At 42.1% G+C, this 20800-nt stretch carries 33 protein-coding genes and 1 pseudogene; 32 read left to right on the forward strand and 2 right to left on the reverse strand.

Annotated elements, in window-relative coordinates; all coding sequences use genetic code 11:
- Positions 1-5 precede the first annotated feature (5 nt).
- From rpsQ to salA, 31 genes and pseudogenes are all read left to right on the forward strand, one after another.
- Positions 6-269, forward strand: a complete 264-nt coding sequence (rpsQ, locus tag NYE43_RS00770; RefSeq protein WP_003178345.1) for a 30S ribosomal protein S17 — start codon at positions 6-8, stop codon at positions 267-269.
- A 41-nt stretch (positions 270-310) separates the two neighbouring features.
- Positions 311-679, forward strand: a complete 369-nt coding sequence (gene rplN / locus NYE43_RS00775) for a 50S ribosomal protein L14 (RefSeq protein WP_003225805.1) — start codon at positions 311-313, stop codon at positions 677-679.
- 36 nt (positions 680-715) lie between these two features.
- Positions 716-1027, forward strand: coding sequence for a 50S ribosomal protein L24 (gene rplX, locus NYE43_RS00780; RefSeq protein ID WP_003156486.1), 312 nt, complete (start codon positions 716-718; stop codon positions 1025-1027).
- A gap of 25 nt (positions 1028-1052) precedes the next feature.
- Positions 1053-1592, forward strand: a complete 540-nt coding sequence (rplE, locus tag NYE43_RS00785) for a 50S ribosomal protein L5 (protein ID WP_044153413.1) — start codon at positions 1053-1055, stop codon at positions 1590-1592.
- Positions 1593-1614: 22 nt separating this feature from the next.
- A complete protein-coding gene (gene rpsN / locus NYE43_RS00790) occupies positions 1615-1800 on the forward strand; it encodes a 30S ribosomal protein S14 (RefSeq protein ID WP_003156488.1) in 186 nt (61 codons plus the stop codon).
- A 31-nt stretch (positions 1801-1831) separates the two neighbouring features.
- The gene (gene rpsH, locus NYE43_RS00795) at positions 1832-2230 is read left to right on the forward strand and encodes a 30S ribosomal protein S8 (protein ID WP_010332776.1); all 399 of its coding nucleotides are present in this window, start codon (positions 1832-1834) and stop codon (positions 2228-2230) included.
- A gap of 29 nt (positions 2231-2259) precedes the next feature.
- Complete coding sequence (rplF, locus tag NYE43_RS00800; protein ID WP_010332777.1) at positions 2260-2799, forward strand: 50S ribosomal protein L6; 540 nt, start codon at positions 2260-2262, stop codon at positions 2797-2799.
- 32 nt (positions 2800-2831) lie between these two features.
- Positions 2832-3194: a 50S ribosomal protein L18 gene (rplR, locus tag NYE43_RS00805; RefSeq protein WP_044153410.1), complete on the forward strand. Its 363-nt coding sequence runs from the start codon at positions 2832-2834 to the stop codon at positions 3192-3194.
- Between the two features lie 24 nt (positions 3195-3218).
- Positions 3219-3719, forward strand: coding sequence for a 30S ribosomal protein S5 (rpsE, locus tag NYE43_RS00810; protein WP_003156493.1), 501 nt, complete (start codon positions 3219-3221; stop codon positions 3717-3719).
- A 13-nt stretch (positions 3720-3732) separates the two neighbouring features.
- The gene (gene rpmD, locus NYE43_RS00815; RefSeq protein ID WP_003156497.1) at positions 3733-3912 is read left to right on the forward strand and encodes a 50S ribosomal protein L30; all 180 of its coding nucleotides are present in this window, start codon (positions 3733-3735) and stop codon (positions 3910-3912) included.
- Between the two features lie 30 nt (positions 3913-3942).
- Positions 3943-4383, forward strand: a complete 441-nt coding sequence (gene rplO / locus NYE43_RS00820) for a 50S ribosomal protein L15 (RefSeq protein ID WP_003225819.1) — start codon at positions 3943-3945, stop codon at positions 4381-4383.
- 1 nt (position 4384) lies between these two features.
- On the forward strand, positions 4385-5680 hold the full coding sequence (gene secY / locus NYE43_RS00825) for a preprotein translocase subunit SecY (protein ID WP_044153408.1): 1296 nt from the start codon (positions 4385-4387) through the stop codon (positions 5678-5680).
- A 54-nt stretch (positions 5681-5734) separates the two neighbouring features.
- Positions 5735-6388 (forward strand): adenylate kinase, encoded by a 654-nt coding sequence (locus tag NYE43_RS00830; protein WP_010332780.1) that lies wholly within the window; start codon positions 5735-5737, stop codon positions 6386-6388.
- Positions 6385-7131: a type I methionyl aminopeptidase gene (gene map / locus NYE43_RS00835; RefSeq protein WP_044153406.1), complete on the forward strand. Its 747-nt coding sequence runs from the start codon at positions 6385-6387 to the stop codon at positions 7129-7131. Before NYE43_RS00830 ends, map begins: the two co-directional genes overlap by 4 nt.
- A 64-nt stretch (positions 7132-7195) precedes the next feature.
- A pseudogene (locus NYE43_RS00840) lies at positions 7196-7475 on the forward strand (KOW domain-containing RNA-binding protein).
- A complete protein-coding gene (infA, locus tag NYE43_RS00845) occupies positions 7453-7671 on the forward strand; it encodes a translation initiation factor IF-1 (RefSeq protein WP_003156508.1) in 219 nt (72 codons plus the stop codon). The pseudogene NYE43_RS00840 and the gene infA overlap by 23 nt, the downstream one beginning before the upstream one ends.
- 33 nt (positions 7672-7704) lie before the next feature.
- Complete coding sequence (gene rpmJ / locus NYE43_RS00850) at positions 7705-7818, forward strand: 50S ribosomal protein L36 (RefSeq protein ID WP_003156543.1); 114 nt, start codon at positions 7705-7707, stop codon at positions 7816-7818.
- A 22-nt stretch (positions 7819-7840) separates the two neighbouring features.
- Positions 7841-8206 (forward strand): 30S ribosomal protein S13, encoded by a 366-nt coding sequence (gene rpsM, locus NYE43_RS00855; protein ID WP_003156545.1) that lies wholly within the window; start codon positions 7841-7843, stop codon positions 8204-8206.
- A 20-nt stretch (positions 8207-8226) separates the two neighbouring features.
- Complete coding sequence (rpsK, locus tag NYE43_RS00860; RefSeq protein ID WP_010332782.1) at positions 8227-8622, forward strand: 30S ribosomal protein S11; 396 nt, start codon at positions 8227-8229, stop codon at positions 8620-8622.
- Between the two features lie 176 nt (positions 8623-8798).
- Positions 8799-9743, forward strand: coding sequence for a DNA-directed RNA polymerase subunit alpha (locus NYE43_RS00865; protein WP_010332783.1), 945 nt, complete (start codon positions 8799-8801; stop codon positions 9741-9743).
- Between the two features lie 77 nt (positions 9744-9820).
- Positions 9821-10183, forward strand: a complete 363-nt coding sequence (gene rplQ / locus NYE43_RS00870) for a 50S ribosomal protein L17 (protein ID WP_003225836.1) — start codon at positions 9821-9823, stop codon at positions 10181-10183.
- A 129-nt stretch (positions 10184-10312) separates the two neighbouring features.
- Positions 10313-11158 carry an energy-coupling factor ABC transporter ATP-binding protein gene (locus NYE43_RS00875; protein WP_095714783.1) on the forward strand — a complete coding sequence of 282 codons (846 nt, stop codon included), beginning with the start codon at positions 10313-10315 and terminating at the stop codon, positions 11156-11158.
- Positions 11134-12003, forward strand: a complete 870-nt coding sequence (locus NYE43_RS00880; RefSeq protein WP_127696156.1) for an energy-coupling factor ABC transporter ATP-binding protein — start codon at positions 11134-11136, stop codon at positions 12001-12003. The genes NYE43_RS00875 and NYE43_RS00880 overlap by 25 nt, the downstream gene beginning before the upstream one ends.
- Positions 12000-12797, forward strand: coding sequence for an energy-coupling factor transporter transmembrane component T family protein (locus tag NYE43_RS00885; RefSeq protein ID WP_127696154.1), 798 nt, complete (start codon positions 12000-12002; stop codon positions 12795-12797). Before NYE43_RS00880 ends, NYE43_RS00885 begins: the two co-directional genes overlap by 4 nt.
- A gap of 9 nt (positions 12798-12806) precedes the next feature.
- The gene (gene truA, locus NYE43_RS00890) at positions 12807-13550 is read left to right on the forward strand and encodes a tRNA pseudouridine(38-40) synthase TruA (RefSeq protein ID WP_268544672.1); all 744 of its coding nucleotides are present in this window, start codon (positions 12807-12809) and stop codon (positions 13548-13550) included.
- A gap of 161 nt (positions 13551-13711) precedes the next feature.
- Positions 13712-14149 carry a 50S ribosomal protein L13 gene (gene rplM / locus NYE43_RS00895; RefSeq protein WP_003241966.1) on the forward strand — a complete coding sequence of 146 codons (438 nt, stop codon included), beginning with the start codon at positions 13712-13714 and terminating at the stop codon, positions 14147-14149.
- A gap of 20 nt (positions 14150-14169) precedes the next feature.
- Positions 14170-14562: a 30S ribosomal protein S9 gene (gene rpsI / locus NYE43_RS00900; RefSeq protein ID WP_003225846.1), complete on the forward strand. Its 393-nt coding sequence runs from the start codon at positions 14170-14172 to the stop codon at positions 14560-14562.
- Positions 14563-15244: 682 nt separating this feature from the next.
- Entirely contained in the window at positions 15245-16012 is a 768-nt protein-coding gene (locus NYE43_RS00905) for a class I SAM-dependent methyltransferase (RefSeq protein ID WP_095714778.1), read from the forward strand.
- Positions 16013-16232: 220 nt separating this feature from the next.
- Entirely contained in the window at positions 16233-16676 is a 444-nt protein-coding gene (locus NYE43_RS00910; RefSeq protein ID WP_044153396.1) for a YbaK family protein, read from the forward strand.
- Between the two features lie 59 nt (positions 16677-16735).
- The gene (gene cwlD, locus NYE43_RS00915) at positions 16736-17449 is read left to right on the forward strand and encodes an N-acetylmuramoyl-L-alanine amidase CwlD (RefSeq protein ID WP_341060619.1); all 714 of its coding nucleotides are present in this window, start codon (positions 16736-16738) and stop codon (positions 17447-17449) included.
- A gap of 95 nt (positions 17450-17544) precedes the next feature.
- Positions 17545-18603, forward strand: a complete 1059-nt coding sequence (salA, locus tag NYE43_RS00920) for an iron-sulfur carrier protein/transcriptional regulator SalA (RefSeq protein ID WP_103672513.1) — start codon at positions 17545-17547, stop codon at positions 18601-18603.
- Between the two features lie 36 nt (positions 18604-18639).
- Here salA and gerD read toward each other — a convergent pair whose 3' ends face one another.
- Positions 18640-19197, reverse strand: a complete 558-nt coding sequence (gene gerD / locus NYE43_RS00925; RefSeq protein ID WP_341060621.1) for a spore germination lipoprotein GerD — start codon at positions 19195-19197, stop codon at positions 18640-18642.
- A gap of 110 nt (positions 19198-19307) precedes the next feature.
- Here gerD and kbaA point away from each other — a divergent pair, with 110 nt between their 5' ends.
- Positions 19308-19904, forward strand: coding sequence for a KinB-signaling pathway activation protein (gene kbaA / locus NYE43_RS00930; RefSeq protein WP_341060623.1), 597 nt, complete (start codon positions 19308-19310; stop codon positions 19902-19904).
- Position 19905: 1 nt separating this feature from the next.
- On the opposite strand, the gene pdaB is transcribed toward kbaA, so the two are convergent.
- Complete coding sequence (gene pdaB / locus NYE43_RS00935) at positions 19906-20670, reverse strand: polysaccharide deacetylase family sporulation protein PdaB (protein WP_044153389.1); 765 nt, start codon at positions 20668-20670, stop codon at positions 19906-19908.
- Between the last annotated feature and the right edge of the window lie 130 nt (positions 20671-20800).

The raw sequence follows: 20800 nt of genomic DNA on the forward strand, positions 1-20800 counted from the left end.
TGAGCATGAGCGAACGTAACCAACGCAAAGTTTACCAAGGCCGTGTTGTTTCTGACAAAATGGATAAAACCATCACTGTTGTTGTTGAAACATACAAGAAACATTCACTTTACGGTAAACGCGTAAAATACTCAAAGAAATTCAAAGCACATGATGAAAATAATCAAGCGAAAATCGGTGACATCGTAAAGATCATGGAAACTCGTCCATTGTCTGCAACTAAGCGTTTCCGTCTAGTTGAAGTTGTCGAAGAAGCTGTTATTATCTAATAAAGTTCGGAATTCTTTTTTCCGAAGGGAGGTAACAAATAATGATTCAACAAGAGACTCGTTTAAAAGTAGCTGACAACTCTGGCGCACGTGAAGTACTTACTATTAAAGTTCTTGGTGGTTCTGGTCGTAAAACAGCTAACATTGGTGATGTAATTGTTTGCACGGTTAAACAAGCAACACCAGGAGGCGTTGTCAAAAAAGGTGAAGTCGTAAAAGCTGTTATCGTTCGCACTAAAAGCGGAGCGCGCAGAAGTGACGGTTCATACATCAGCTTCGATGAGAATGCATGTGTTATCATCCGTGACGACAAGAGCCCGCGTGGAACTCGTATCTTCGGACCAGTTGCTCGTGAATTGCGTGAAAACAACTTTATGAAAATTGTTTCTCTAGCTCCAGAAGTTATCTAATGAAATAAATGCCTTATTCAAGGAGGTGCGATCAGGATGCATGTAAAAAAAGGCGATAAAGTTATGGTTATCTCTGGTAAAGATAAAGGCAAACAAGGAACAATCCTTGCTGCTTTCCCTAAAAAGGACCGCGTTTTAGTTGAAGGAGTTAACATGGTAAAGAAACACTCTAAACCAACTCAAGCTAACCCTCAAGGCGGTATTTCTAATCAAGAGGCGCCAATTCATGTATCAAACGTTATGCCGCTCGATCCTAAAACAGGTGAAGTGACTCGCGTAGGATACAAAGTGGAAGATGGCAAAAAAGTTCGTGTAGCAAAAAAATCTGGGCAAGTTCTAGATAAATAGTATTAAAGGAAGGGAGGTCTATCTCATGAACCGCCTTAAAGAAAAGTACAATAAAGAAATTGCACCTGCTTTAATGACTAAGTTCAACTATGACTCAGTTATGCAAGTGCCTAAAATTGAAAAAATCGTAATCAACATGGGTGTTGGTGACGCTGTTCAAAACGCAAAAGCAATCGACAGTGCTGTTGAAGAATTAACGTTTATCGCAGGTCAAAAACCTGTCGTTACTCGTGCGAAGAAATCAATTGCTGGATTCCGTCTTCGTGAAGGAATGCCTATCGGTGCGAAAGTAACTCTTCGCGGAGAGCGCATGTATGATTTCCTTGATAAACTTATTTCTGTATCTTTACCGCGTGTACGTGACTTCCGCGGGGTTTCTAAAAAATCTTTCGACGGTCGCGGTAACTACACACTTGGTATCAAAGAACAGTTAATCTTCCCTGAAATTGACTACGATAAAGTAACAAAGGTTCGCGGAATGGACATCGTTATTGTAACGACTGCTAATTCTGATGAAGAGGCTCGTGAGCTATTAACTCAAGTAGGTATGCCGTTCCAGAAATAATCAATGAAAGGGAGGCGAAATCGTGGCTAAGAAGTCAATGATTGCGAAACAACAACGTACACCAAAGTTTAAAGTACAAGAGTACACTCGCTGTGAACGCTGCGGACGTCCGCATTCAGTCATTCGTAAATTTAAACTTTGCCGTATTTGTTTCCGTGAGCTTGCATATAAAGGACAAATTCCTGGCGTGAAAAAAGCCAGCTGGTAATCCCCAAGAAAGGGAAGGAGGTAATTATATAATGGTTATGACAGATCCAATTGCAGATATGCTGACTCGTATTCGTAATGCAAACATGGTACGTCATGAGAAGCTTGAAATTCCTGCTTCTAAATTGAAAAGAGAAATTGCTGAAATTTTAAAGCGTGAAGGTTTCATTCGTGACGTTGAGTTCGTAGAAGACAGTAAACAAGGTATCATCCGCGTTTTCTTGAAATACGGACAAAATAACGAGCGCGTAATTACTGGTCTTAAAAGAATCAGCAAACCTGGTTTGCGTGTTTATGCTAAATCTAATGAAGTACCGCGTGTACTTAACGGTCTAGGAATCGCAATTCTTTCTACATCACATGGCGTTTTAACGGACAAAGAAGCCCGTGCAAAACAAGCTGGTGGAGAAGTATTAGCATACGTTTGGTAAAAAGTTTAACATGAATGGAGGTGTTTGGTATGTCTCGTGTAGGTAAGAAGCTACTTGAGATTCCTTCTGATGTTACAGTAACGTTAAACGATAACAATACTGTAGCTGTGAAAGGACCAAAAGGAGAATTAACTCGTACGTTTCACCCTGATATGGAGATTAAAATAGAGGACAATGTGCTTACAGTCGCTCGTCCTTCTGATCAAAAAGAGCACCGTGCCCTGCATGGTACGACTCGCAGTCTGCTTGGCAACATGGTGGAAGGCGTATCTAAAGGATTTGAAAGAGGTTTGGAATTAGTCGGTGTCGGTTACCGTGCGTCTAAATCCGGAAATAAACTTGTTTTAAACGTTGGATACTCTCACCCTGTTGAGATCGTCCCTGAAGAAGGCATCGATATCGAAGTTCCTTCTCAAACTAAAGTAGTCGTTAAAGGTACAGACAAAGAACGTGTAGGAGCTATTGCTGCTAACATTCGCGCTGTCCGTTCTCCAGAGCCTTACAAAGGTAAAGGAATCCGCTACGAAGGTGAAGTTGTTCGCCGTAAAGAAGGTAAATCTGCTAAGTAAGATCGCTTAAAGTGAAGAAAGGAGTGACCTAGATGATTACGAAAACTAGCAAAAATGCTGCTCGTCTTAAAAGACACGCTCGTGTTCGCGCTAAACTTTCTGGTACTGCTGAAAGACCGCGTCTTAACGTTTTCCGTTCAAACAAGCACATTTACGCTCAAATCATCGATGATGTAAATGGTGTAACACTTGCTAGTGCATCTACTCTCGATAAAGACTTGAACGTTGAAAGCACTGGAGATACTTCAGCTGCTGCTAAAGTTGGAGAATTAGTTGCAAAACGCGCTGCTGAAAAAGGCGTTTCTGACGTAGTATTTGACCGTGGCGGATACTTATACCATGGACGTGTAAAAGCTTTGGCTGATGCCGCTCGTGAAGCTGGACTTAAATTTTAATAAAAGAAGGAGGGACACATGATTATGCGTCGTATTGACCCAAGCAAATTAGAGTTAGAAGAACGCTTAGTTACGGTTAACCGCGTAGCGAAAGTTGTTAAAGGTGGTCGTCGTTTCCGCTTCGCAGCTCTAGTCGTTGTCGGTGACAAAAACGGACACGTAGGATTCGGTACTGGTAAAGCACAAGAAGTACCAGAAGCGATCCGCAAAGCTGTTGAAGATGCGAAAAAGAATTTAATTGAAGTACCAATGGTTGGAACTACAATTCCACATGAAATCATCGGACGTTTCGGTGCAGGTAACATCTTGTTAAAACCTGCTTCTGAAGGTACTGGAGTTATCGCTGGAGGCCCTGTACGTGCGGTACTTGAGCTTGCTGGTGTAGCTGACATCCTTTCTAAGTCTTTAGGTTCTAACACACCGATCAACATGATTCGTGCAACACTTCAAGGCTTAAGTGAACTTAAGCGTGCTGAAGAGGTTGCGAAGCTTCGTGGAAAATCTGTAGAAGAACTGTTAGGATAAGGAGGGAATATTAATGGCTAAATTAGAAATTACCCTCAAACGAAGTGTAATCGGTCGCCCGGAAGATCAACGCGTTACTGTGAGAACACTTGGTTTAAAGAAAACAAACCAAACTGTTGTTCATGAAGACAACGCTGCGATTCGTGGTATGATTAATAAAGTATCTCATTTAGTTTCTGTTAAAGAACAATAAAAATAATTGATCGGATAAGGAGGTGTCCTAATGAAACTTCATGAATTAAAACCTTCAGAAGGTTCACGCAAAACGCGTAATCGCGTAGGTCGTGGTATTGGTTCTGGCAACGGTAAAACAGCTGGTAAAGGTCACAAAGGTCAAAACGCTCGTTCTGGCGGCGGTGTACGCCCAGGGTTCGAGGGGGGACAAATGCCTTTATTCCAACGTCTTCCTAAACGCGGTTTTACTAACATTAACCGTAAGGAATACGCTGTAGTCAACCTAGACAAATTGAACGGTTTTGCAGAAGGAACGGAAGTCACTCCTGAACTTCTTCTTGAGACTGGTGTTATAAGCAAACTTAATGCAGGAGTAAAGATTCTTGGCAACGGTAAATTAGAGAAAAAATTAACTGTAAAAGCCAATAAATTCTCTGCTTCTGCGAAAGAAGCTGTTGAAGCTGCTGGCGGTACAGCTGAGGTGATCTAACTTGTTTAAAACAATCTCCAACTTTATGCGTGTGAGTGATATCCGGAATAAAATCATATTCACTTTACTCATGCTTATCGTCTTTCGCATAGGTGCGTTTATTCCTGTGCCGTATGTTAACGCTGATGTGTTACAGGCACAGTCTCAAATGGGAGTATTTGATCTTCTTAATACATTTGGCGGCGGTGCGCTTTACCAATTCTCTATTTTCGCAATGGGGATTACTCCTTATATCACAGCTTCAATCATCATCCAGCTGCTTCAGATGGATGTTGTGCCGAAGTTTACTGAGTGGTCTAAGCAGGGTGAAGTCGGCCGCCGTAAATTGGCTCAGTTCACAAGATACTTTACGATTGTCCTTGGATTTATCCAAGCGTTGGGTATGTCATACGGATTTAACAATTTGGCTAACGGATTGCTGATTGAAAAATCCGGCGTATCCACATATCTGATTATCGCTTTAGTACTCACTGGCGGAACTGCCTTTTTAATGTGGCTTGGAGAACAAATCACTTCTCATGGAGTAGGCAACGGAATATCGATCATTATCTTCGCGGGGATTGTGTCTAGTATTCCGAAAACGGTTGGACAAATATATGAGACTCAATTTGTCGGCAGCAACGATCAGCTGTTTATTCATATTGTGAAAGTCGCTCTTCTTGTGATTGCGATTTTAGCAGTTATTGTTGGAGTTATTTTCATTCAGCAAGCTGTACGGAAAATTGCGATTCAATATGCTAAAGGCACAGGTCGTTCACCTGCTGGCGGAGGTCAGTCTACTCACCTTCCATTGAAAGTGAATCCTGCCGGTGTTATTCCAGTAATCTTTGCGGTTGCGTTTTTAATAACACCGCGTACGATCGCGTCATTCTTTGGAACAAACGATGTGACAAAGTGGATTCAAGCCAACTTTGACAATACACATCCGGTGGGGATGACTATATATGTTGCGTTAATTATTGCCTTTACGTACTTTTATGCTTTTGTCCAGGTTAATCCTGAACAAATGGCTGATAACCTTAAAAAACAGGGTGGCTATATCCCGGGGGTTCGTCCAGGGAAAATGACTCAAGATAGAATTACGAGCATTTTGTATCGACTTACGTTTGTGGGTGCTTTATTCTTAGCCGTGATTTCCATTCTTCCTATCTTTTTCATTCAATTCGCTGGATTGCCTCAAAGTGCACAAATTGGCGGAACATCTTTGTTAATTGTTGTCGGGGTAGCCTTGGAGACAATGAAACAACTAGAAAGCCAGTTGGTGAAACGAAACTACCGTGGATTTATGAAAAACTAGAGGAAATGGATTTATCCATTCCCTCTTAATTAAGAGAGGACGGGGGAAATCCGAATGAACTTAGTCTTAATGGGGCTTCCTGGTGCCGGTAAAGGTACACAGGGCGAACGAATTGTTGAGGATTATGGAATACCTCACATCTCAACAGGAGATATGTTCCGTGCTGCTATGAAAGAGGAAACATCACTCGGACTCGAAGCAAAGTCTTATATTGATAAGGGAGAGCTCGTACCTGATGAAGTCACAATTGGAATTGTCAAAGAAAGACTTGGCAAAGATGATTGTGAAAGAGGTTTTCTTCTGGACGGATTTCCGCGAACAGTCGCTCAAGCCGAAGCTCTTGAAGAAATTCTTGAAGAATACGGCAAGCCGATTGATTATGTCATTAACATTAAAGTTGATAAAGATTCTTTAATGGAACGTCTGACTGGACGCAGAATTTGCAGTGTTTGCGGCACAACCTATCATTTAGTCTTTAATCCGCCGAAAACGCCGGGTGTTTGTGATAAAGACGGAGGCGAACTCTATCAACGGGCAGATGATAATGAGGAAACAGTCTCTAAACGGCTTGAGGTAAACATGAAGCAGACTCAGCCTTTACTCGATTTCTATTCTGAGAAAGGTTATCTTGTAAACGTGAATGGCCAGCAGGACATTCAAGATGTTTATGCAGATGTGAAGGATCTTCTTGGAGGATTAAAAAAATGATTATCTGTAAAACCCCACGTGAACTTGGTATCATGCGGGAAGCAGGGCGAATCGTGGCTTTGACTCACGAAGAGTTAAAAAAGCACATTAAACCAGGAATCTCGACAAAAGAATTGGATCAAATTGCCGAACGTTTTATTAAGAAGCAGGGTGCAATCCCATCTTTTAAGGGGTATAATGGGTTTCGCGGGAGCATTTGCGTATCAGTGAATGAAGAGCTCGTTCACGGCATTCCTGGCAGCAGGGTGCTGCGTGACGGTGACATCATCAGTATTGATATCGGTGCTAAATTAAATGGTTATCATGGTGACTCTGCATGGACATATCCGGTAGGAAACATCAGTGATGATGATAAAAAACTTCTGGAAGTGACAGAGGAATCTTTATATAAAGGCTTGCAGGAAGCAAAACCAGGTGAACGTTTGTCGAATATTTCCCACGCAATACAAACGTATGTCGAAAATGAGCAGTTTTCAGTTGTTAGGGAGTATGTCGGACATGGTGTTGGTCAAGACTTGCATGAGGACCCGCAAATTCCTCATTACGGTCCGCCCAACAAAGGACCACGGCTTAAACCTGGCATGGTTCTCGCTATTGAACCTATGGTGAACGCTGGCAGCCGCTATGTGAAAACTTTGGCTGATAACTGGACGGTTGTAACGGTAGATGGGAAAAAGTGTGCTCATTTTGAACATACAATTGCGATTACGGAAACGGGTTTTGATATACTGACAAAAGTCTAGATGATGACATCATTCCGAAGGCAGATGTTTTTCCGGCTTGATAGGGCAGAAGGTTCGGTTTAACATTGGCAGGAACGAATTCATCTTGCCGTTGTCGGTGGAATTGTAATCATCATGTACTAATAGCAGACGGAGAAAAGCGTACATTTCATTCTCCTAAGAAATAGAATATCAATCATTTAACCCTTTATGATTGCGTATCTCCGGAAGTTCAGAACAGTATAAACGAAACAGGGCGTGTGACAAACGGAAAACTGAGATTTTCTCTTTTGAAATTTGTCAGAAAGCAAGTTACTGATTTGAAGAAGGGAGAACACTTGAATGGCGAAAGACGATGTAATTGAAGTGGAAGGTACGATAGTCGAAACATTGCCAAACGCGATGTTCAAAGTTGAACTCGAAAATGGACACACTGTTTTGGCTCACGTATCTGGTAAAATCCGCATGCACTTCATTCGCATTTTACCTGGAGACAAAGTTACGGTAGAATTATCTCCATATGACTTAACTCGTGGCAGGATTACGTACCGTTACAAATAAAGCACTCCGGAAACTGAAGGAGGTTGGAAACACATGAAAGTGAGACCATCAGTTAAACCAATCTGCGAAAAATGTAAAGTTATTCGCAGAAAAGGAAAAGTAATGGTGATCTGTGAAAATCCAAAGCATAAACAAAAACAAGGATAATTTATAAGGAGGTGCCCAGAGAATGGCTCGTATTGCTGGTGTAGATATCCCACGTGACAAACGTGTTGTTATTTCTTTAACATATGTCTTCGGAATTGGCCGCACAACGGCTCAGCAAGTCTTGAAAGAGGCTGGTGTTTCAGAAGATACTCGTGTGCGTGATCTTACTGAAGAAGAACTTGGTAAAATCCGTGATGTTATTGACAAACTGAAAGTAGAAGGTGACCTTCGCCGTGAAGTTTCTCTTAACATTAAGCGTCTGATCGAAATCGGAAGCTACCGCGGAATCCGTCATCGCAGAGGTTTGCCTGTTCGCGGACAAAACTCTAAAAACAATGCGCGTACTCGTAAAGGTCCGCGTCGTACTGTAGCTAACAAGAAAAAATAAGTAAGGGAGGTACCTAAACAATGGCTGCTGCTCGTAAATCTAACACGCGTAAACGTCGCGTGAAAAAGAATATTGAGTCTGGAATTGCTCATATTCGTTCAACTTTCAATAACACGATCGTTACGATCACTGACACTCATGGTAATGCTCTTTCTTGGTCTAGTGCCGGAGCTCTAGGATTCAGAGGTTCTCGTAAATCTACTCCTTTTGCTGCACAAATGGCTGCAGAAACAGCTGCTAAAGGTTCAATCGAACATGGACTTAAAACTCTTGAGGTTACTGTAAAAGGCCCTGGTTCAGGTCGTGAAGCTGCTATCCGTGCGCTTCAAGCTGCTGGATTAGAAGTCACTGCTATCAGAGACGTAACTCCTGTTCCTCATAACGGATGCCGTCCACCAAAACGTCGCCGCGTGTAATTTGTTTGTATAGATTTTGTGTCCCTGTCAATAATGGGTTATGATACAGTTATTTATTAAACGAATGCACCGACTCGTTGCCTGAGCACATACGGGACTAAACAATGGGGAATTTCGGATGGAATCTCATATGATTCTATTCGAGGTTTCGACGTTTTGAAGGAGGGTTTTAAGTAATGATCGAGATTGAAAAACCAAAAATCGAAACGGTTGAAATCAGCGACGATGCCAAATTTGGTAAGTTTGTCGTAGAGCCACTTGAGCGTGGATATGGTACAACTCTGGGTAACTCCTTACGTCGTATCCTCTTATCCTCACTCCCTGGTGCCGCTGTAACATCAATCCAGATAGATGGTGTACTGCACGAATTCTCGACAATTGAAGGCGTTGTGGAAGATGTTACAACGATTATCTTAAACATTAAAAAGCTTGCATTGAAAATCTACTCTGATGAAGAGAAGACGCTAGAAATTGATGTACAGGGTGATGGAACTGTAACAGCAGCTGATATTACACACGATAGTGATGTAGAGATCTTAAATCCTGATCTTCATATCGCGACTCTTGGTGAGAATGCGAGTTTCCGAGTTCGCCTTACTGCTCAAAGAGGACGTGGGTATACGCCTGCTGACGCAAACAAAAGAGACGATCAGCCTATCGGCGTGATTCCGATCGATTCAATCTATACGCCAGTTTCTCGTGTATCTTATCAAGTAGAGAACACTCGTGTAGGCCAGGTTGCAAACTATGACAAACTTACACTTGATGTTTGGACTGATGGAAGCACTGGACCTAAAGAAGCGATTGCGCTTGGTTCAAAGATTTTAACTGAACACCTTAATATATTCGTTGGTTTAACTGACGAAGCTCAGCATGCTGAAATCATGGTTGAAAAAGAAGAAGATCAAAAAGAGAAAGTTCTTGAAATGACGATTGAAGAATTGGATCTTTCTGTTCGTTCTTACAACTGCTTAAAGCGTGCGGGTATCAACACGGTTCAAGAGCTTGCGAACAAGACGGAAGAAGATATGATGAAAGTTCGTAATCTAGGACGTAAATCACTTGAAGAAGTGAAAGCGAAACTAGAAGAACTTGGACTCGGACTTCGCAAAGACGATTGACTAGTTTCCCTTGTGAACTAGGATTTTCGTGTGTTTATAATTCAGAAAAAGCATTCCAATAAAGGAGGGGACATCACATGTCATACAGAAAACTAGGACGTACGAGTGCACAGCGTAAGGCTATGCTTCGTGATCTTACAACTGATTTGATCATCAACGAAAGAATCGAAACAACTGAAACACGTGCGAAAGAACTTCGCTCTGTAGTTGAAAAAATGATCACGCTTGGCAAACGCGGTGATCTTCACGCTCGCCGTCAAGCTGCTGCATACATCCGCAACGAGGTTGCTAACGAAGAAAATAACCAAGATGCACTTCAAAAATTATTCTCTGACATTGCAACTCGTTACGAGGAGCGCCAAGGTGGATACACACGTATTATGAAGCTTGGTCCTCGCCGTGGTGACGGAGCACCAATGGCAATTATCGAATTGGTTTAATCACATATTTTTGTGTATCTAAAGAAGGGCGGGACAGTTTCTAACTGGATCTATGCCCTTTTTTTAGATACTGCAACTTTTTCAATAGAGAGACAAGCAGAGTATGAGCTGAGAGGAGGCCGGTTGTCCGTGAATCAAAATCAGTTGATATCGGTAGAGGATATCGTTTTTCGATATCGGAAAGACGCAGAAAGACGAGCACTAGATGGCGTCTCCCTGCAGGTGTATGAGGGTGAATGGCTTGCAATTGTAGGTCATAACGGTTCAGGGAAATCAACACTGGCCCGGGCATTGAATGGTTTAATCCTTCCTGAATCAGGCGACATAAAGGTTGCTGGAATTCAACTGACAGAGGAGTCAGTGTGGGAAGTGCGTAAGAAGATTGGAATGGTCTTTCAAAATCCGGATAACCAATTTGTCGGAACGACAGTTCGCGATGATGTGGCTTTTGGTTTAGAAAACAATGGTGTACCGCGGGAAGAAATGATTGAGAGAGTAGATTGGGCTGTCAAACAGGTCAACATGCAGGATTTTCTTGATCAAGAGCCGCACCATCTCTCCGGAGGCCAAAAGCAGAGAGTTGCGATAGCAGGGATTATTGCCGCACGTCCTGATATTATTATCTTAGATGAAGCAACATCCATGCTTGACCCGATCGGGCGAGAAGAAGTGCTTGAAACGGTAAGACATTTAAAAGAGCAAGGCATGGCAACTGTCATCTCGATTACACATGATCTGAATGAGGCAGCAAAAGCTGACAGAATCATTGTCATGAATGGCGGTAAGAAATATGCCGAGGGTACGCCTGAAGAAATTTTTAAATTGAATAAGGAACTTGTTCGAATCGGGCTTGATTTACCCTTCTCATTCCAGCTCAGCCAGCTCTTAAGAGAAAATGGACTGGCTTTGGAAGAAAATCATTTGACTCAGGAAGGGCTGGTGAACGAGCTATGGACATTACAATCAAAGATGTAGAGCATCGCTATCAGATAAAGACGCCGTTTGAGCGCCTTGCCCTGTATGATATCAATGCATCGATTAAAGAAGGCAGCTATGTGGCCGTAATAGGGCATACAGGCTCCGGTAAATCCACTCTTCTTCAGCACCTGAATGGTCTCCTGAAGCCTACAAAGGGGCATATTTCATTAGGCAGTACCGTTATACAGGCAGGAAAAAAGAATAAAGAGCTTAAATCCCTCCGAAAAAAAGTCGGAATCGTTTTCCAATTCCCCGAACATCAATTATTCGAAGAAACAGTTCTCAAAGATATTTCATTTGGACCGATGAACTTTGGTGTGAAAAAGGAAGACGCTGAACAAAAAGCGAGAGAGATGCTGAAGCTTGTAGGTTTATCTGAAGAGCTTCTGGACAGATCACCTTTTGAATTAAGCGGAGGACAAATGCGCAGGGTTGCAATTGCCGGGGTGCTTGCAATGGATCCTGAAGTGCTTGTTCTCGATGAGCCGACAGCAGGGCTGGATCCAAGAGGGCGAAAAGAGATCATGGACATGTTTTATGAGCTCCACCAACGGGGAAACCTGACGACAATTCTTGTCACCCACAGCATGGAAGATGCGGCTGCCTATGCTGATGAAATGATCGTGATGCATAAAGGAACTATCCAGGCATCAGGCAGTCCGCGAGACCTGTTCTCAAAAGGGGAAGAAATGGCCGGCTGGGGGCTGGATATTCCGGAAACGATTAAATTCCAAAGACAGCTGGAAGCCGCACTTGGTGTCAAATTTAAAGAACCTCTGCTCACAATAGAAGATGCCGCTGCTGAAATCCGTGCTCTTTTTCAGGGGGGGAAAACCTTATGATGGACAGCATGATTATCGGCAAGTATGTGCCGGGTTCATCGCTTGTGCACCGGCTTGATCCAAGAACAAAATTGGTTACGATCTTTTTGTTTGTCTGTATCGTTTTCCTGGCCAATAATGTGCAGACATATGCGGTGGTTGGTTTATTTACAGCAGGCGTTGTTTCCTTAACAAGAGTTCCTTTTTCCTTTTTGATGAAAGGGCTAAAGCCGATCATTTGGATTGTTCTTTTTACGTTCCTGCTTCATATTATCATGACACATGAAGGGCCGATCATTTTTGAACTTGGCTTTTTCAAGATCTATGAGGGCGGTTTGGTACAAGGGATCTTCATTTCCCTTAGGTTCGTCTATCTGATTTTAATGACAACTCTATTAACGCTGACAACAACACCTATTGAGATTACCGATGGGATGGAACAGCTGCTCAACCCATTTAAAAAATTGAAGCTTCCTGTTCATGAGCTGGCTCTTATGATGTCGATCTCTTTACGGTTTATCCCAACCTTGATGGAGGAGACAGATAAGATCATGAAGGCTCAGATGGCGAGAGGCGTTGATTTTACAAGCGGACCGCTTAAAGACAGAGTGAAGGCAATTGTGCCGCTGCTAGTCCCACTCTTTGTCAGTGCGTTTAAGCGTGCTGAAGAGCTTGCGGTTGCAATGGAAGCAAGAGGCTATCAAGGCGGAGAGGGACGCACTAAATACAGAAAGCTTGTATGGACGGCAAAGGATACTTCTGTCATCGTCAGCTTGTTCATATTGGCTGCTCTGTTATTTTTCTTAAGGGCTTAGAGGTGCTTTATGAGACTGAAATGCACAATTTCTTATGACGGACATTTGTTTAAAGGATATCAAGTACAGCCGGGGAAGAGAACGGTTCAGGATGAGCTGGAGAAGGCGCTGGCTGTCCTGCATAAGTCACAAGACAGAATCCCTGTCGTTTCCTCTGGAAGGACGGACAGCGGGGTTCATGCAGCCGGACAGGTGATTCATTTTGATACACCGCTCTCTATTCCAGCTGAGAAATGGCCATATGCTTTAAATGCACTGCTTCCGGATGATATTGCAGTCAAAACGGCAGAAATTGCGGATGATGGGTTCCATGCACGATTTAGCGCAGTTAAAAAGGAATATCGCTACTTTGTATACACGGAGAAACACCCGGACGTATTTAAACGGCATTACGCTTACCATTTTTCATATCGCCTCAATGTGCAGAACATGAGAGAAGCGGCAAAGCATCTTTTAGGAACACATGATTTTACAAGCTTTTGTGCGGCTAAAACGGAAGTGCAGGACAAAGTGAGAACGATTTACGAACTCGATTGGACTGAGACTGATGACGGCCTGCAAATGCGGATCACAGGCAGCGGTTTCCTATATAATATGGTCAGAATTATTGCGGGTACTTTGCTGGATGCAGGTATTGGAAAAATTTCTCCTGATGATGTGAAATCCATGCTGGAAGCGAAGGACCGCGAAGCAGCAGGGCGCACAGCACCGGGACACGGACTGTACTTATGGAACGTTTACTATGACAACTAAACCAGGTGTATAATATTTTCTTGACAGAGTCTGCATAAAGTTATAAGATATCATATGGTATGTATTTCAACCCCACGATAAGCCCCGGAACTTATTGTGTTGTGAAATAGAACGTAATCGAAGTTTATTGAAAATGACAGATCATTTAGGAGGGAAATTCAATGCGTACAACACCTATGGCTAACGCAAGTACTATTGAACGCAAGTGGTTAGTTGTTGATGCTGCTGGCAAGACTTTAGGTCGTCTTTCTTCAGAAGTTGCAGCTATCCTTCGCGGAAAACACAAACCAACTTACACACCACACGTTGATACTGGAGATCATGTGATCATCATCAACGCTGAAAAAATCGAGTTAACTGGTAAAAAGTTAACTGACAAAATCTACTACCGTCACACTCAACATCCAGGCGGATTAAAATCAAGAACTGCTCTTGAAATGCGTACAAACTACCCTGAGAAAATGCTTGAGCTTGCTATCAAAGGCATGCTTCCAAAAGGTTCTCTAGGTCGTCAAATGTTCAAAAAATTGAACGTATACCGTGGTTCTGAGCATCCACATGAAGCACAAAAACCTGAAGTTTACGAACTTCGCGGTTAATTAAAAAGGAGGTTACCAATTTGGCACAGGTTCAATATTACGGTACTGGCCGTCGTAAAAGCTCTGTAGCGCGTGTGCGCTTAGTTCCAGGAGAAGGTCGTATCGTCGTTAATAATCGTGAAATCAGCGAGCACATCCCATCTCCAGCTCTAATCGAAGATATCAAACAACCATTAACTTTGACTGAAACAGCTGGAACTTATGATGTTTTAGTAAACGTACATGGAGGCGGCTTATCTGGTCAAGCTGGAGCAATCCGTCATGGTATCGCTCGTGCTTTGCTTGAAGCAGATCCAGAATACCGTGCAACACTTAAACGTGCAGGTCTTCTGACTCGTGACGCTCGTATGAAAGAACGTAAAAAATACGGTCTTAAAGGCGCTCGTCGTGCACCTCAGTTCTCAAAACGTTAATTTTACGTTTCACAAAGCTCTCAACCATGGGTTGAGGGCTTTTTTTATTTTCTTTTAAGAATTAAAGCAGAAGCGATTAAACAGGCATCCTTTTTTTGCTTTATAAAACGATCGTCTTTAAATGCCGGTCTTTCTCACAAGGTTTCGAATAGTTTAACCTCAGCTCCAGCACAAAATATGTCACCTTTCAATTCAATGCTTCAATGATCTATCTTGAGCCCCTGTTAATTCAAGCGCGTGCTATTCTATGACTGGTGTATCTGCATCTTGATAAATAGAGCGCATCTGCGTGCTGCATTCAAACGTCCTTTGCAAATGGCATACGCATTTATTCGCTAAAATGGTTTGTTATCACAAATTGAGGGTTTTCAACTCGTTTTTGGAAACACGGAACCGTTCAAATACCAATTCGCATCGCAGAAAGAAACGTCTAGTGCTGAAGTGAGTCTTACATAAGTGTTCAAATGCCATAGGGCAATGAAAAGCGTAATGCCGGCATCAAGTGCTTTGTCATTAATTTGATTTGAAAAAGTGATATTATAATCACTAGCAATAAAATCACATATCTCCTTTGTTAATTTATTGCGGTTTTATGAATTTTTTTCCGAATATGCAAAGGGAAAGCGGTATCAATCTAGAAATATTTGTTATACTCTAAACATTAAAGTAAGGAGAACGATTCATGAATGCGTTAGTAGATCATAATAGCAAAGCCTGGGATCAAAAAGTAGAGACAGGCAATGAATGGACTGTTGCTGTAGAGCGGCATGTCATTGAACAAGCGAAAAAAGGGAATTGGGATATAAGGTTAACACCTATTAAAAATGTGCCAAAGGATTGGTTTCCTCCTGTAAAAGGCTTGAAGGTGCTTTGTTTGGCTTCAGGAGGCGGACAGCAGGCCCCGGTTTTAGCGGCAGCCGGAGCGGATGTCACCGTCTTAGATAACTCAGAACAGCAGCTTGGACAGGACAGAATGGTTGCTGATCGCGACGGCTTGACCATACGCACCGTGAAAGGAAGTATGGATGATCTCAGTCAATTTGAAGATGAATCATTTGATTTCATCGTACATCCAGTTGCCAATGTTTTTGTTGAAGATATCCTGCCGGTTTGGAAAGAAGCGCACCGCGTGCTGAAAAGAAATGGCGTTTTAATTTCAGGATTTGTTAATCCAGTTGTTTTTCTGTTTGACATTGAATTAGAAGAGCAGGGCGTTTTAAAAGTAAAGCACTCTATTCCATACGCCGACTCAGAAGATCTTCCAAAACATAAGGTGAAAAAGCTGATTGAAAATAATGAAGCTCTGGAATTCGGGCATTCCTTAGAAGACCAAATTAAGGGACAGCTCGATGCCGGTTTTATTGTCACTGGTTTTTATGAAGATAAAGGCGGTTTTGTATTGGATCAATACATTAATACATATTCTGCAACAAGAAGCATTAAAGTATGAAGGCAGCGACCTATTAGAGGGAGCTGCCTTTTATTATTGTGCTACCTCTGCTTTTGTGAACAAACATATGTTCCCTACCTCGCAGAAAGCTGCTTTTTTTACACTCTTTTTAATATGTTCAAGTTATCGACACCTTCATTTGGGCGAATTTCCAACCGAATTTGGGCATGGCTTCACCTCCTAAACCTCAAAATAACCGGTAAAAGGAGAGTGAATTTGTATGGCAGAGGTACTGTCTTTTATGGATGTGAAACGCCAAAAGGATTTTGAATTAGAAAAAAACTTGCTCAAAGAACTCTCACTTAGACAAATCATTCAGTCTGTAAAGGCATGTCTTACTCCATTATTTCCATTTTTGCAGGATGAAAGGGACGTTATTAGTGAAGGCTGTATTGATTTTGCGATAGAAGCTTATTTGTTAGGCGGGCGTTTCGGGGTTTTCGGGTATTATGGAGAATCTATGCAAAGTGTTAGTGCCCGCTCTGCAAGGGAAGAAGAAGAGCTTCGTATGGAGTTTTTTGAATACCTTTATCATTGGACACATGAGCAATACGCAACGTTTGATAAAAACACAGTTTATGAAGCTGCACGAAAATTCATCAAAGACTGGTGGACAGAAGGGTTTGTCCAAAGAGAAAAACAATGTAAGCTTCGCATGCGTTAATCATATTTCCCGACCCTGTCCCATACTTATGTAATAACGGACAAGCGGGAGGGGAAGGGATGAGGAAAAAGCTTAAATGGCTCAGTTTTATGCTAGGCTTCATCGTATTACTGTTTCTATTCAAGTATCAATTCAGCAATAACGATTCTTGGAATCCGTGGAGTCTGCCTTTGAGCGGGAAAATTATTTATCTTGATCCAGGTCATGGCGGGCCTGATGGAGGGGCAGTGGGCGGCAAGCTGTTAGAGAAGGGTATAACCCTGGAAGTGGCTTTCAGAGTCAGGGATTATCTTCAGGAACAAGGGGCCTTAGTGATTATGACTAGAGAAAGTGACACCGATCTAGCTCCTGTAGGGACAAGAGGCTATAGTAAACGAAAAGCGGAAGACTTAAGACAGCGAGTAAACTTAATTAACAATTCAGAGGCTGAGCTCTACCTTAGCATTCATCTTAATGCGATCCCGTCACAAAAATGGAGCGGAGCCCAAAGCTTTTATTACGGAAAATACGAGGAAAACGAGAAAATTGCAAAATACATTCAGGATGAGTTGAGAACAAACCTGGAGAATACAACCCGAAAAGCAAAGAGAATTCATGGTATTTACTTAATGCAAAACGTCACAAAACCAGGTGCGCTTGTGGAAGTCGGTTTTTTATCCAATCCTGGAGAAGCAAAGATGCTGGGGAAACCGAAATATCAGGACAAAGTGGCATCTTCCATATATAAAGGAATATTGAGATACTTTACAGAAAAAGGCGACCCTCCGGAGTAAAGGAGGGTTTTCTCATGGTTCTAAGCAAAAGACACCTGCTGTTTATGTATGATATAATAATGTTTGTAAACGAATACACAAAAGGGTGAGGTTCGATGATAAGAGAAGATGAAGTAAGAAAACTAGTCGGTGAAATGCGCGAACCTTTTCTTCAAAGACCTCTGGGAGAATTGGATGCCGTTAAGGAAGTAAAAATAAAGCCTGAAAAACGGCATGTCAGTGTAAAAGTGGCTCTTGCAAAAACCGGAACAGCAGAACAAATGCAGGTTCAGCAAGAAATCGTAAATGTCTTAAAAGGGGTAGGCGCTGAGACGGTAGGCCTTCGATTTGAAGAGCTGCCTGAAGAAACAGTTGCGAAATTTCGGGCGCCGTCAACAGAGAACAAAACATTGTTAAATATGGATAACCCGCCGGTTTTCCTTGCTGTAGCGAGCGGAAAAGGCGGAGTAGGCAAATCAACTGTGTCAGTGAACCTTGCTATTTCTCTGGCTCGGCTTGGGAAAAAGGTCGGTTTAATTGACGCAGATATCTACGGCTTTAGTGTGCCGGATATGATGGGCATTACAGTGCGTCCAACAATTGAAGGAGACAAACTGCTTCCTGTTGAACGCTTCGGTGTAAAGGTCATGTCGATGGGTTTCTTCGTTGAAGAAAATGCTCCTGTCGTCTGGAGAGGGCCAATGCTGGGCAAGATGCTCAACAACTTTTTCCACGAAGTAGAATGGGGAGAAGTAGACTATATCGTTCTCGATCTTCCGCCTGGAACAGGGGACGTCGCACTTGATGTACATACGATGCTTCCGAGCAGTAAAGAAATTATCGTATCAACGCCGCACCCGACTGCAGCCTTTGTTGCGGCCAGAGCGGGGTCTATGGCTATTAAAACAGATCATGAGGTCGTTGGCGTCATAGAGAACATGGCTTATTATGAAAGTGCAAAGACTGGGGAAAGAGAATATGTCTTTGGCAAAGGCGGCGGAGATAAACTTGCTGAGGAGCTTAAAGTTCCTTTGCTCGGCAGAATACCGTTGAAACAGCCTGATTGGGATAAAGATCAATTTGCTCCGTCTGTTTATGACGAAAGCCATCCAATCGGTGAAATATATCATGACATTGCAAAAAAAGTCGTTGAAAAAATGGAAGTGCAAATATAAAAAGGCGAACCGGGATTTTTTGATCCCGGCTTCCCTTTACTCACCTTCTTTAGCGGTTTCTGCTGCTGCTTTTTTCAGTTCATCTTCGAACTGTTTTTTGTAAAGCGGACTAGAAAGAGTCTCGGTAATTACTTGTTCTAAATAACTGCGGAATGCTTGGCTTTTTGCCAGTTCGCTGTATTTTTTATTCATTCCCGGGTCCTGCATAACACTCATCAGCATTTTCTGGTAATCCGGATCCTTCATCAGCTTTTTAATTACTTTTTCATGCTCTGTTTGAAGGGTTTTAGCAAAGCTTTCCGCAAATTCAGTGTCTTCAAAGATGTTTTTCCAAAAATCCGCACCTTTTTTAGAGGTGAGTGTTTTTTCTATTGTTCCTTTAATGGCATCCTGATCAATCACCAGTGCTTCATTCATCGCATCATCGTTTAATAATTCCTTAATTGCTTTCTTTCCATCATCTGTTTTTAATATATCAACAACCATTTTTTTGGTCTGATCATAATCCATATCCGCTGCTTGGTCTTTTGGAGCGCAAGCTGTTACAGATAATATCAAAAAACAGCCCATCAATAGCGTTTTGGCTTTTGACATGCTTAAGCTCCTTTCACATACTTATCTTACTTTTAATATGATTCATCCGGTTGGAATTATACATAACAAAATATCGCGATCTGCGATTTTTGAGGGGGTTGAATAAAGAAATGAAAAGCCGTGGATTAGTTCGTTTTTTCTTTTCTATTTTAGCTGTCGGAGCGGTTGTCACGAGTGTTGTGGGTTTTGCTTTAAAATGGGGGGGATATAAGGAGCTGTTTCTGAATTTTGAAGCGGGCCAGATTTTTTCTGTTTTATTTTGGTTTATCGGTGTCGGCATGATTTTTAGTGTCATCAGCCAAATGGGTTTTTTCGTGTTTTTAACAGTTCACCGGTTTGCACTCGAAATATTAAGATCTTCATCTTTATGGAATTTACTGCAGCTGTTTTTCATCCTGTTTGTCGCTTTTGATTTAATGTACGTGCGGTTTTTATTTTTCGGAGATAGAGGAGAGGCAATGGCTGGCTATGCTTGGCTGCCGTTATTTTTATTGATCTTCGGTTTGCTTACCGCGTATATAAAACAAAAGCAGTCCTCAAAGAAAACGTTTGTGTCATCTTTATTTTTAATGGTTGTGATCACTGCATTGGAATGGTTTCCTGCGCTCAGAGTAAATGATGAGGACTGGCTTTACTTAATGCTCTTTCCGTTAATGGCGTGTAATGCTTTTCAATTGCTGATGCTGCCGAAGTTTGCAGCGAAATAATTTATTTTACTTCGGCGGATTTAGCATCTGTGTTTGCAATGAGATCTCCCACGTTGACATTTTTTAAACCTTTTTCTCTCATATGATGGATAATCTCAGGCAGGGCCTCTTCTGTTTGTTTAGCTGAGTCTGAGGCGTGTAAAAGAATAATGTCTCCTCCTGAAACTTGACGGTTTACATTATCGACGATTTTTTCAACGCCTGGATTCGTCCAGTCATGGGAGTTCACACTATAGTGAACGACTGTATAGTTATACTGTTTTGCAATTGATAGGACATTTTTATTGAACTGACCGGTAGGAGGTCTTAGGAGCCGTATGTCTTTGATTCCTAATTTTTCAAAGGCGGTGCGCGCACGGTTAATGTCCTTTTTTATTTCACTATCCTCTAGATTGGCATAGTTTTTATAAGCATAACCCATACTTCCTATTTGATGGCCGTCCTTTACAATGCGAGCCACCGTGTCCGGGTGTCGCTCGGCCCAAGAAGCGGAAAGAAAAAACGTCGCGTTTTTGATACCGTTGGCTTTCAGGGTATTAAGAATAGGCTCGGCTTTTTCATCCCCCCAGCTGATATCAAAGGTAAGCGCAATGTCTTTTGAATCTGTTTCTCCTTTATAAATGGCTTTCGGTCCGCTATCAGTCGAAAACACAGGGAGCGGGACAGCTCTTTGGATATAAAAAAAGCTGGCTGCAGCAAATGCGGCGATAAGTATAATGATAAATTGTTTAACGCGTTTTATGTGCCACACATAGAAGTGATTCACTGATGATGCCTCCTTATCTTGTCCATCATTCTTGTGTTACATCTTATGTGCCTGGCCAAACGAATATAACTGATAAAAGTCTCTTTAAAACAGATTAAATTAGTTGTTGACCATTTGATAATATCCGTGT

Origin of the sequence: Bacillus sp. FSL R5-0434, assembly GCF_038004745.1 — a bacterium.
Classification (GTDB): domain Bacteria; phylum Bacillota; class Bacilli; order Bacillales; family Bacillaceae; genus Bacillus; species Bacillus halotolerans.

Bases quoted from the DNA above. Each gene is read 5' to 3' on its own strand.
- salA (WP_103672513.1), top strand. From the start codon at position 17,545: ATGATAAGAGAAGATGAAGTAAGAAAACTAGTCGGTGAAATGCGCGAA.
- cwlD (WP_341060619.1), top strand. From the start codon at position 16,736: ATGAGGAAAAAGCTTAAATGGCTCAGTTTTATGCTAGGCTTCATCGTA.
- rplX (WP_003156486.1), top strand. From the start codon at position 716: ATGCATGTAAAAAAAGGCGATAAAGTTATGGTTATCTCTGGTAAAGAT.
- NYE43_RS00905 (WP_095714778.1), top strand. From the start codon at position 15,245: ATGAATGCGTTAGTAGATCATAATAGCAAAGCCTGGGATCAAAAAGTA.
- NYE43_RS00830 (WP_010332780.1), top strand. From the start codon at position 5,735: ATGAACTTAGTCTTAATGGGGCTTCCTGGTGCCGGTAAAGGTACACAG.
- kbaA (WP_341060623.1), top strand. From the start codon at position 19,308: ATGAAAAGCCGTGGATTAGTTCGTTTTTTCTTTTCTATTTTAGCTGTC.
- rpsH (WP_010332776.1), top strand. From the start codon at position 1,832: ATGGTTATGACAGATCCAATTGCAGATATGCTGACTCGTATTCGTAAT.
- rplM (WP_003241966.1), top strand. From the start codon at position 13,712: ATGCGTACAACACCTATGGCTAACGCAAGTACTATTGAACGCAAGTGG.
- rplE (WP_044153413.1), top strand. From the start codon at position 1,053: ATGAACCGCCTTAAAGAAAAGTACAATAAAGAAATTGCACCTGCTTTA.
- rpsQ (WP_003178345.1), top strand. From the start codon at position 6: ATGAGCGAACGTAACCAACGCAAAGTTTACCAAGGCCGTGTTGTTTCT.
- NYE43_RS00865 (WP_010332783.1), top strand. From the start codon at position 8,799: ATGATCGAGATTGAAAAACCAAAAATCGAAACGGTTGAAATCAGCGAC.
- rplR (WP_044153410.1), top strand. From the start codon at position 2,832: ATGATTACGAAAACTAGCAAAAATGCTGCTCGTCTTAAAAGACACGCT.
- infA (WP_003156508.1), top strand. From the start codon at position 7,453: ATGGCGAAAGACGATGTAATTGAAGTGGAAGGTACGATAGTCGAAACA.
- rplQ (WP_003225836.1), top strand. From the start codon at position 9,821: ATGTCATACAGAAAACTAGGACGTACGAGTGCACAGCGTAAGGCTATG.
- NYE43_RS00880 (WP_127696156.1), top strand. From the start codon at position 11,134: ATGGACATTACAATCAAAGATGTAGAGCATCGCTATCAGATAAAGACG.
- map (WP_044153406.1), top strand. From the start codon at position 6,385: ATGATTATCTGTAAAACCCCACGTGAACTTGGTATCATGCGGGAAGCA.
- rplO (WP_003225819.1), top strand. From the start codon at position 3,943: ATGAAACTTCATGAATTAAAACCTTCAGAAGGTTCACGCAAAACGCGT.
- rpsE (WP_003156493.1), top strand. From the start codon at position 3,219: ATGCGTCGTATTGACCCAAGCAAATTAGAGTTAGAAGAACGCTTAGTT.
- rplF (WP_010332777.1), top strand. From the start codon at position 2,260: ATGTCTCGTGTAGGTAAGAAGCTACTTGAGATTCCTTCTGATGTTACA.
- rpmJ (WP_003156543.1), top strand. From the start codon at position 7,705: ATGAAAGTGAGACCATCAGTTAAACCAATCTGCGAAAAATGTAAAGTT.
- rpmD (WP_003156497.1), top strand. From the start codon at position 3,733: ATGGCTAAATTAGAAATTACCCTCAAACGAAGTGTAATCGGTCGCCCG.
- NYE43_RS00885 (WP_127696154.1), top strand. From the start codon at position 12,000: ATGATGGACAGCATGATTATCGGCAAGTATGTGCCGGGTTCATCGCTT.
- truA (WP_268544672.1), top strand. From the start codon at position 12,807: ATGAGACTGAAATGCACAATTTCTTATGACGGACATTTGTTTAAAGGA.
- rplN (WP_003225805.1), top strand. From the start codon at position 311: ATGATTCAACAAGAGACTCGTTTAAAAGTAGCTGACAACTCTGGCGCA.
- NYE43_RS00910 (WP_044153396.1), top strand. From the start codon at position 16,233: ATGGCAGAGGTACTGTCTTTTATGGATGTGAAACGCCAAAAGGATTTT.
- rpsK (WP_010332782.1), top strand. From the start codon at position 8,227: ATGGCTGCTGCTCGTAAATCTAACACGCGTAAACGTCGCGTGAAAAAG.
- gerD (WP_341060621.1), bottom strand. From the start codon at position 19,197: ATGTCAAAAGCCAAAACGCTATTGATGGGCTGTTTTTTGATATTATCT.
- rpsM (WP_003156545.1), top strand. From the start codon at position 7,841: ATGGCTCGTATTGCTGGTGTAGATATCCCACGTGACAAACGTGTTGTT.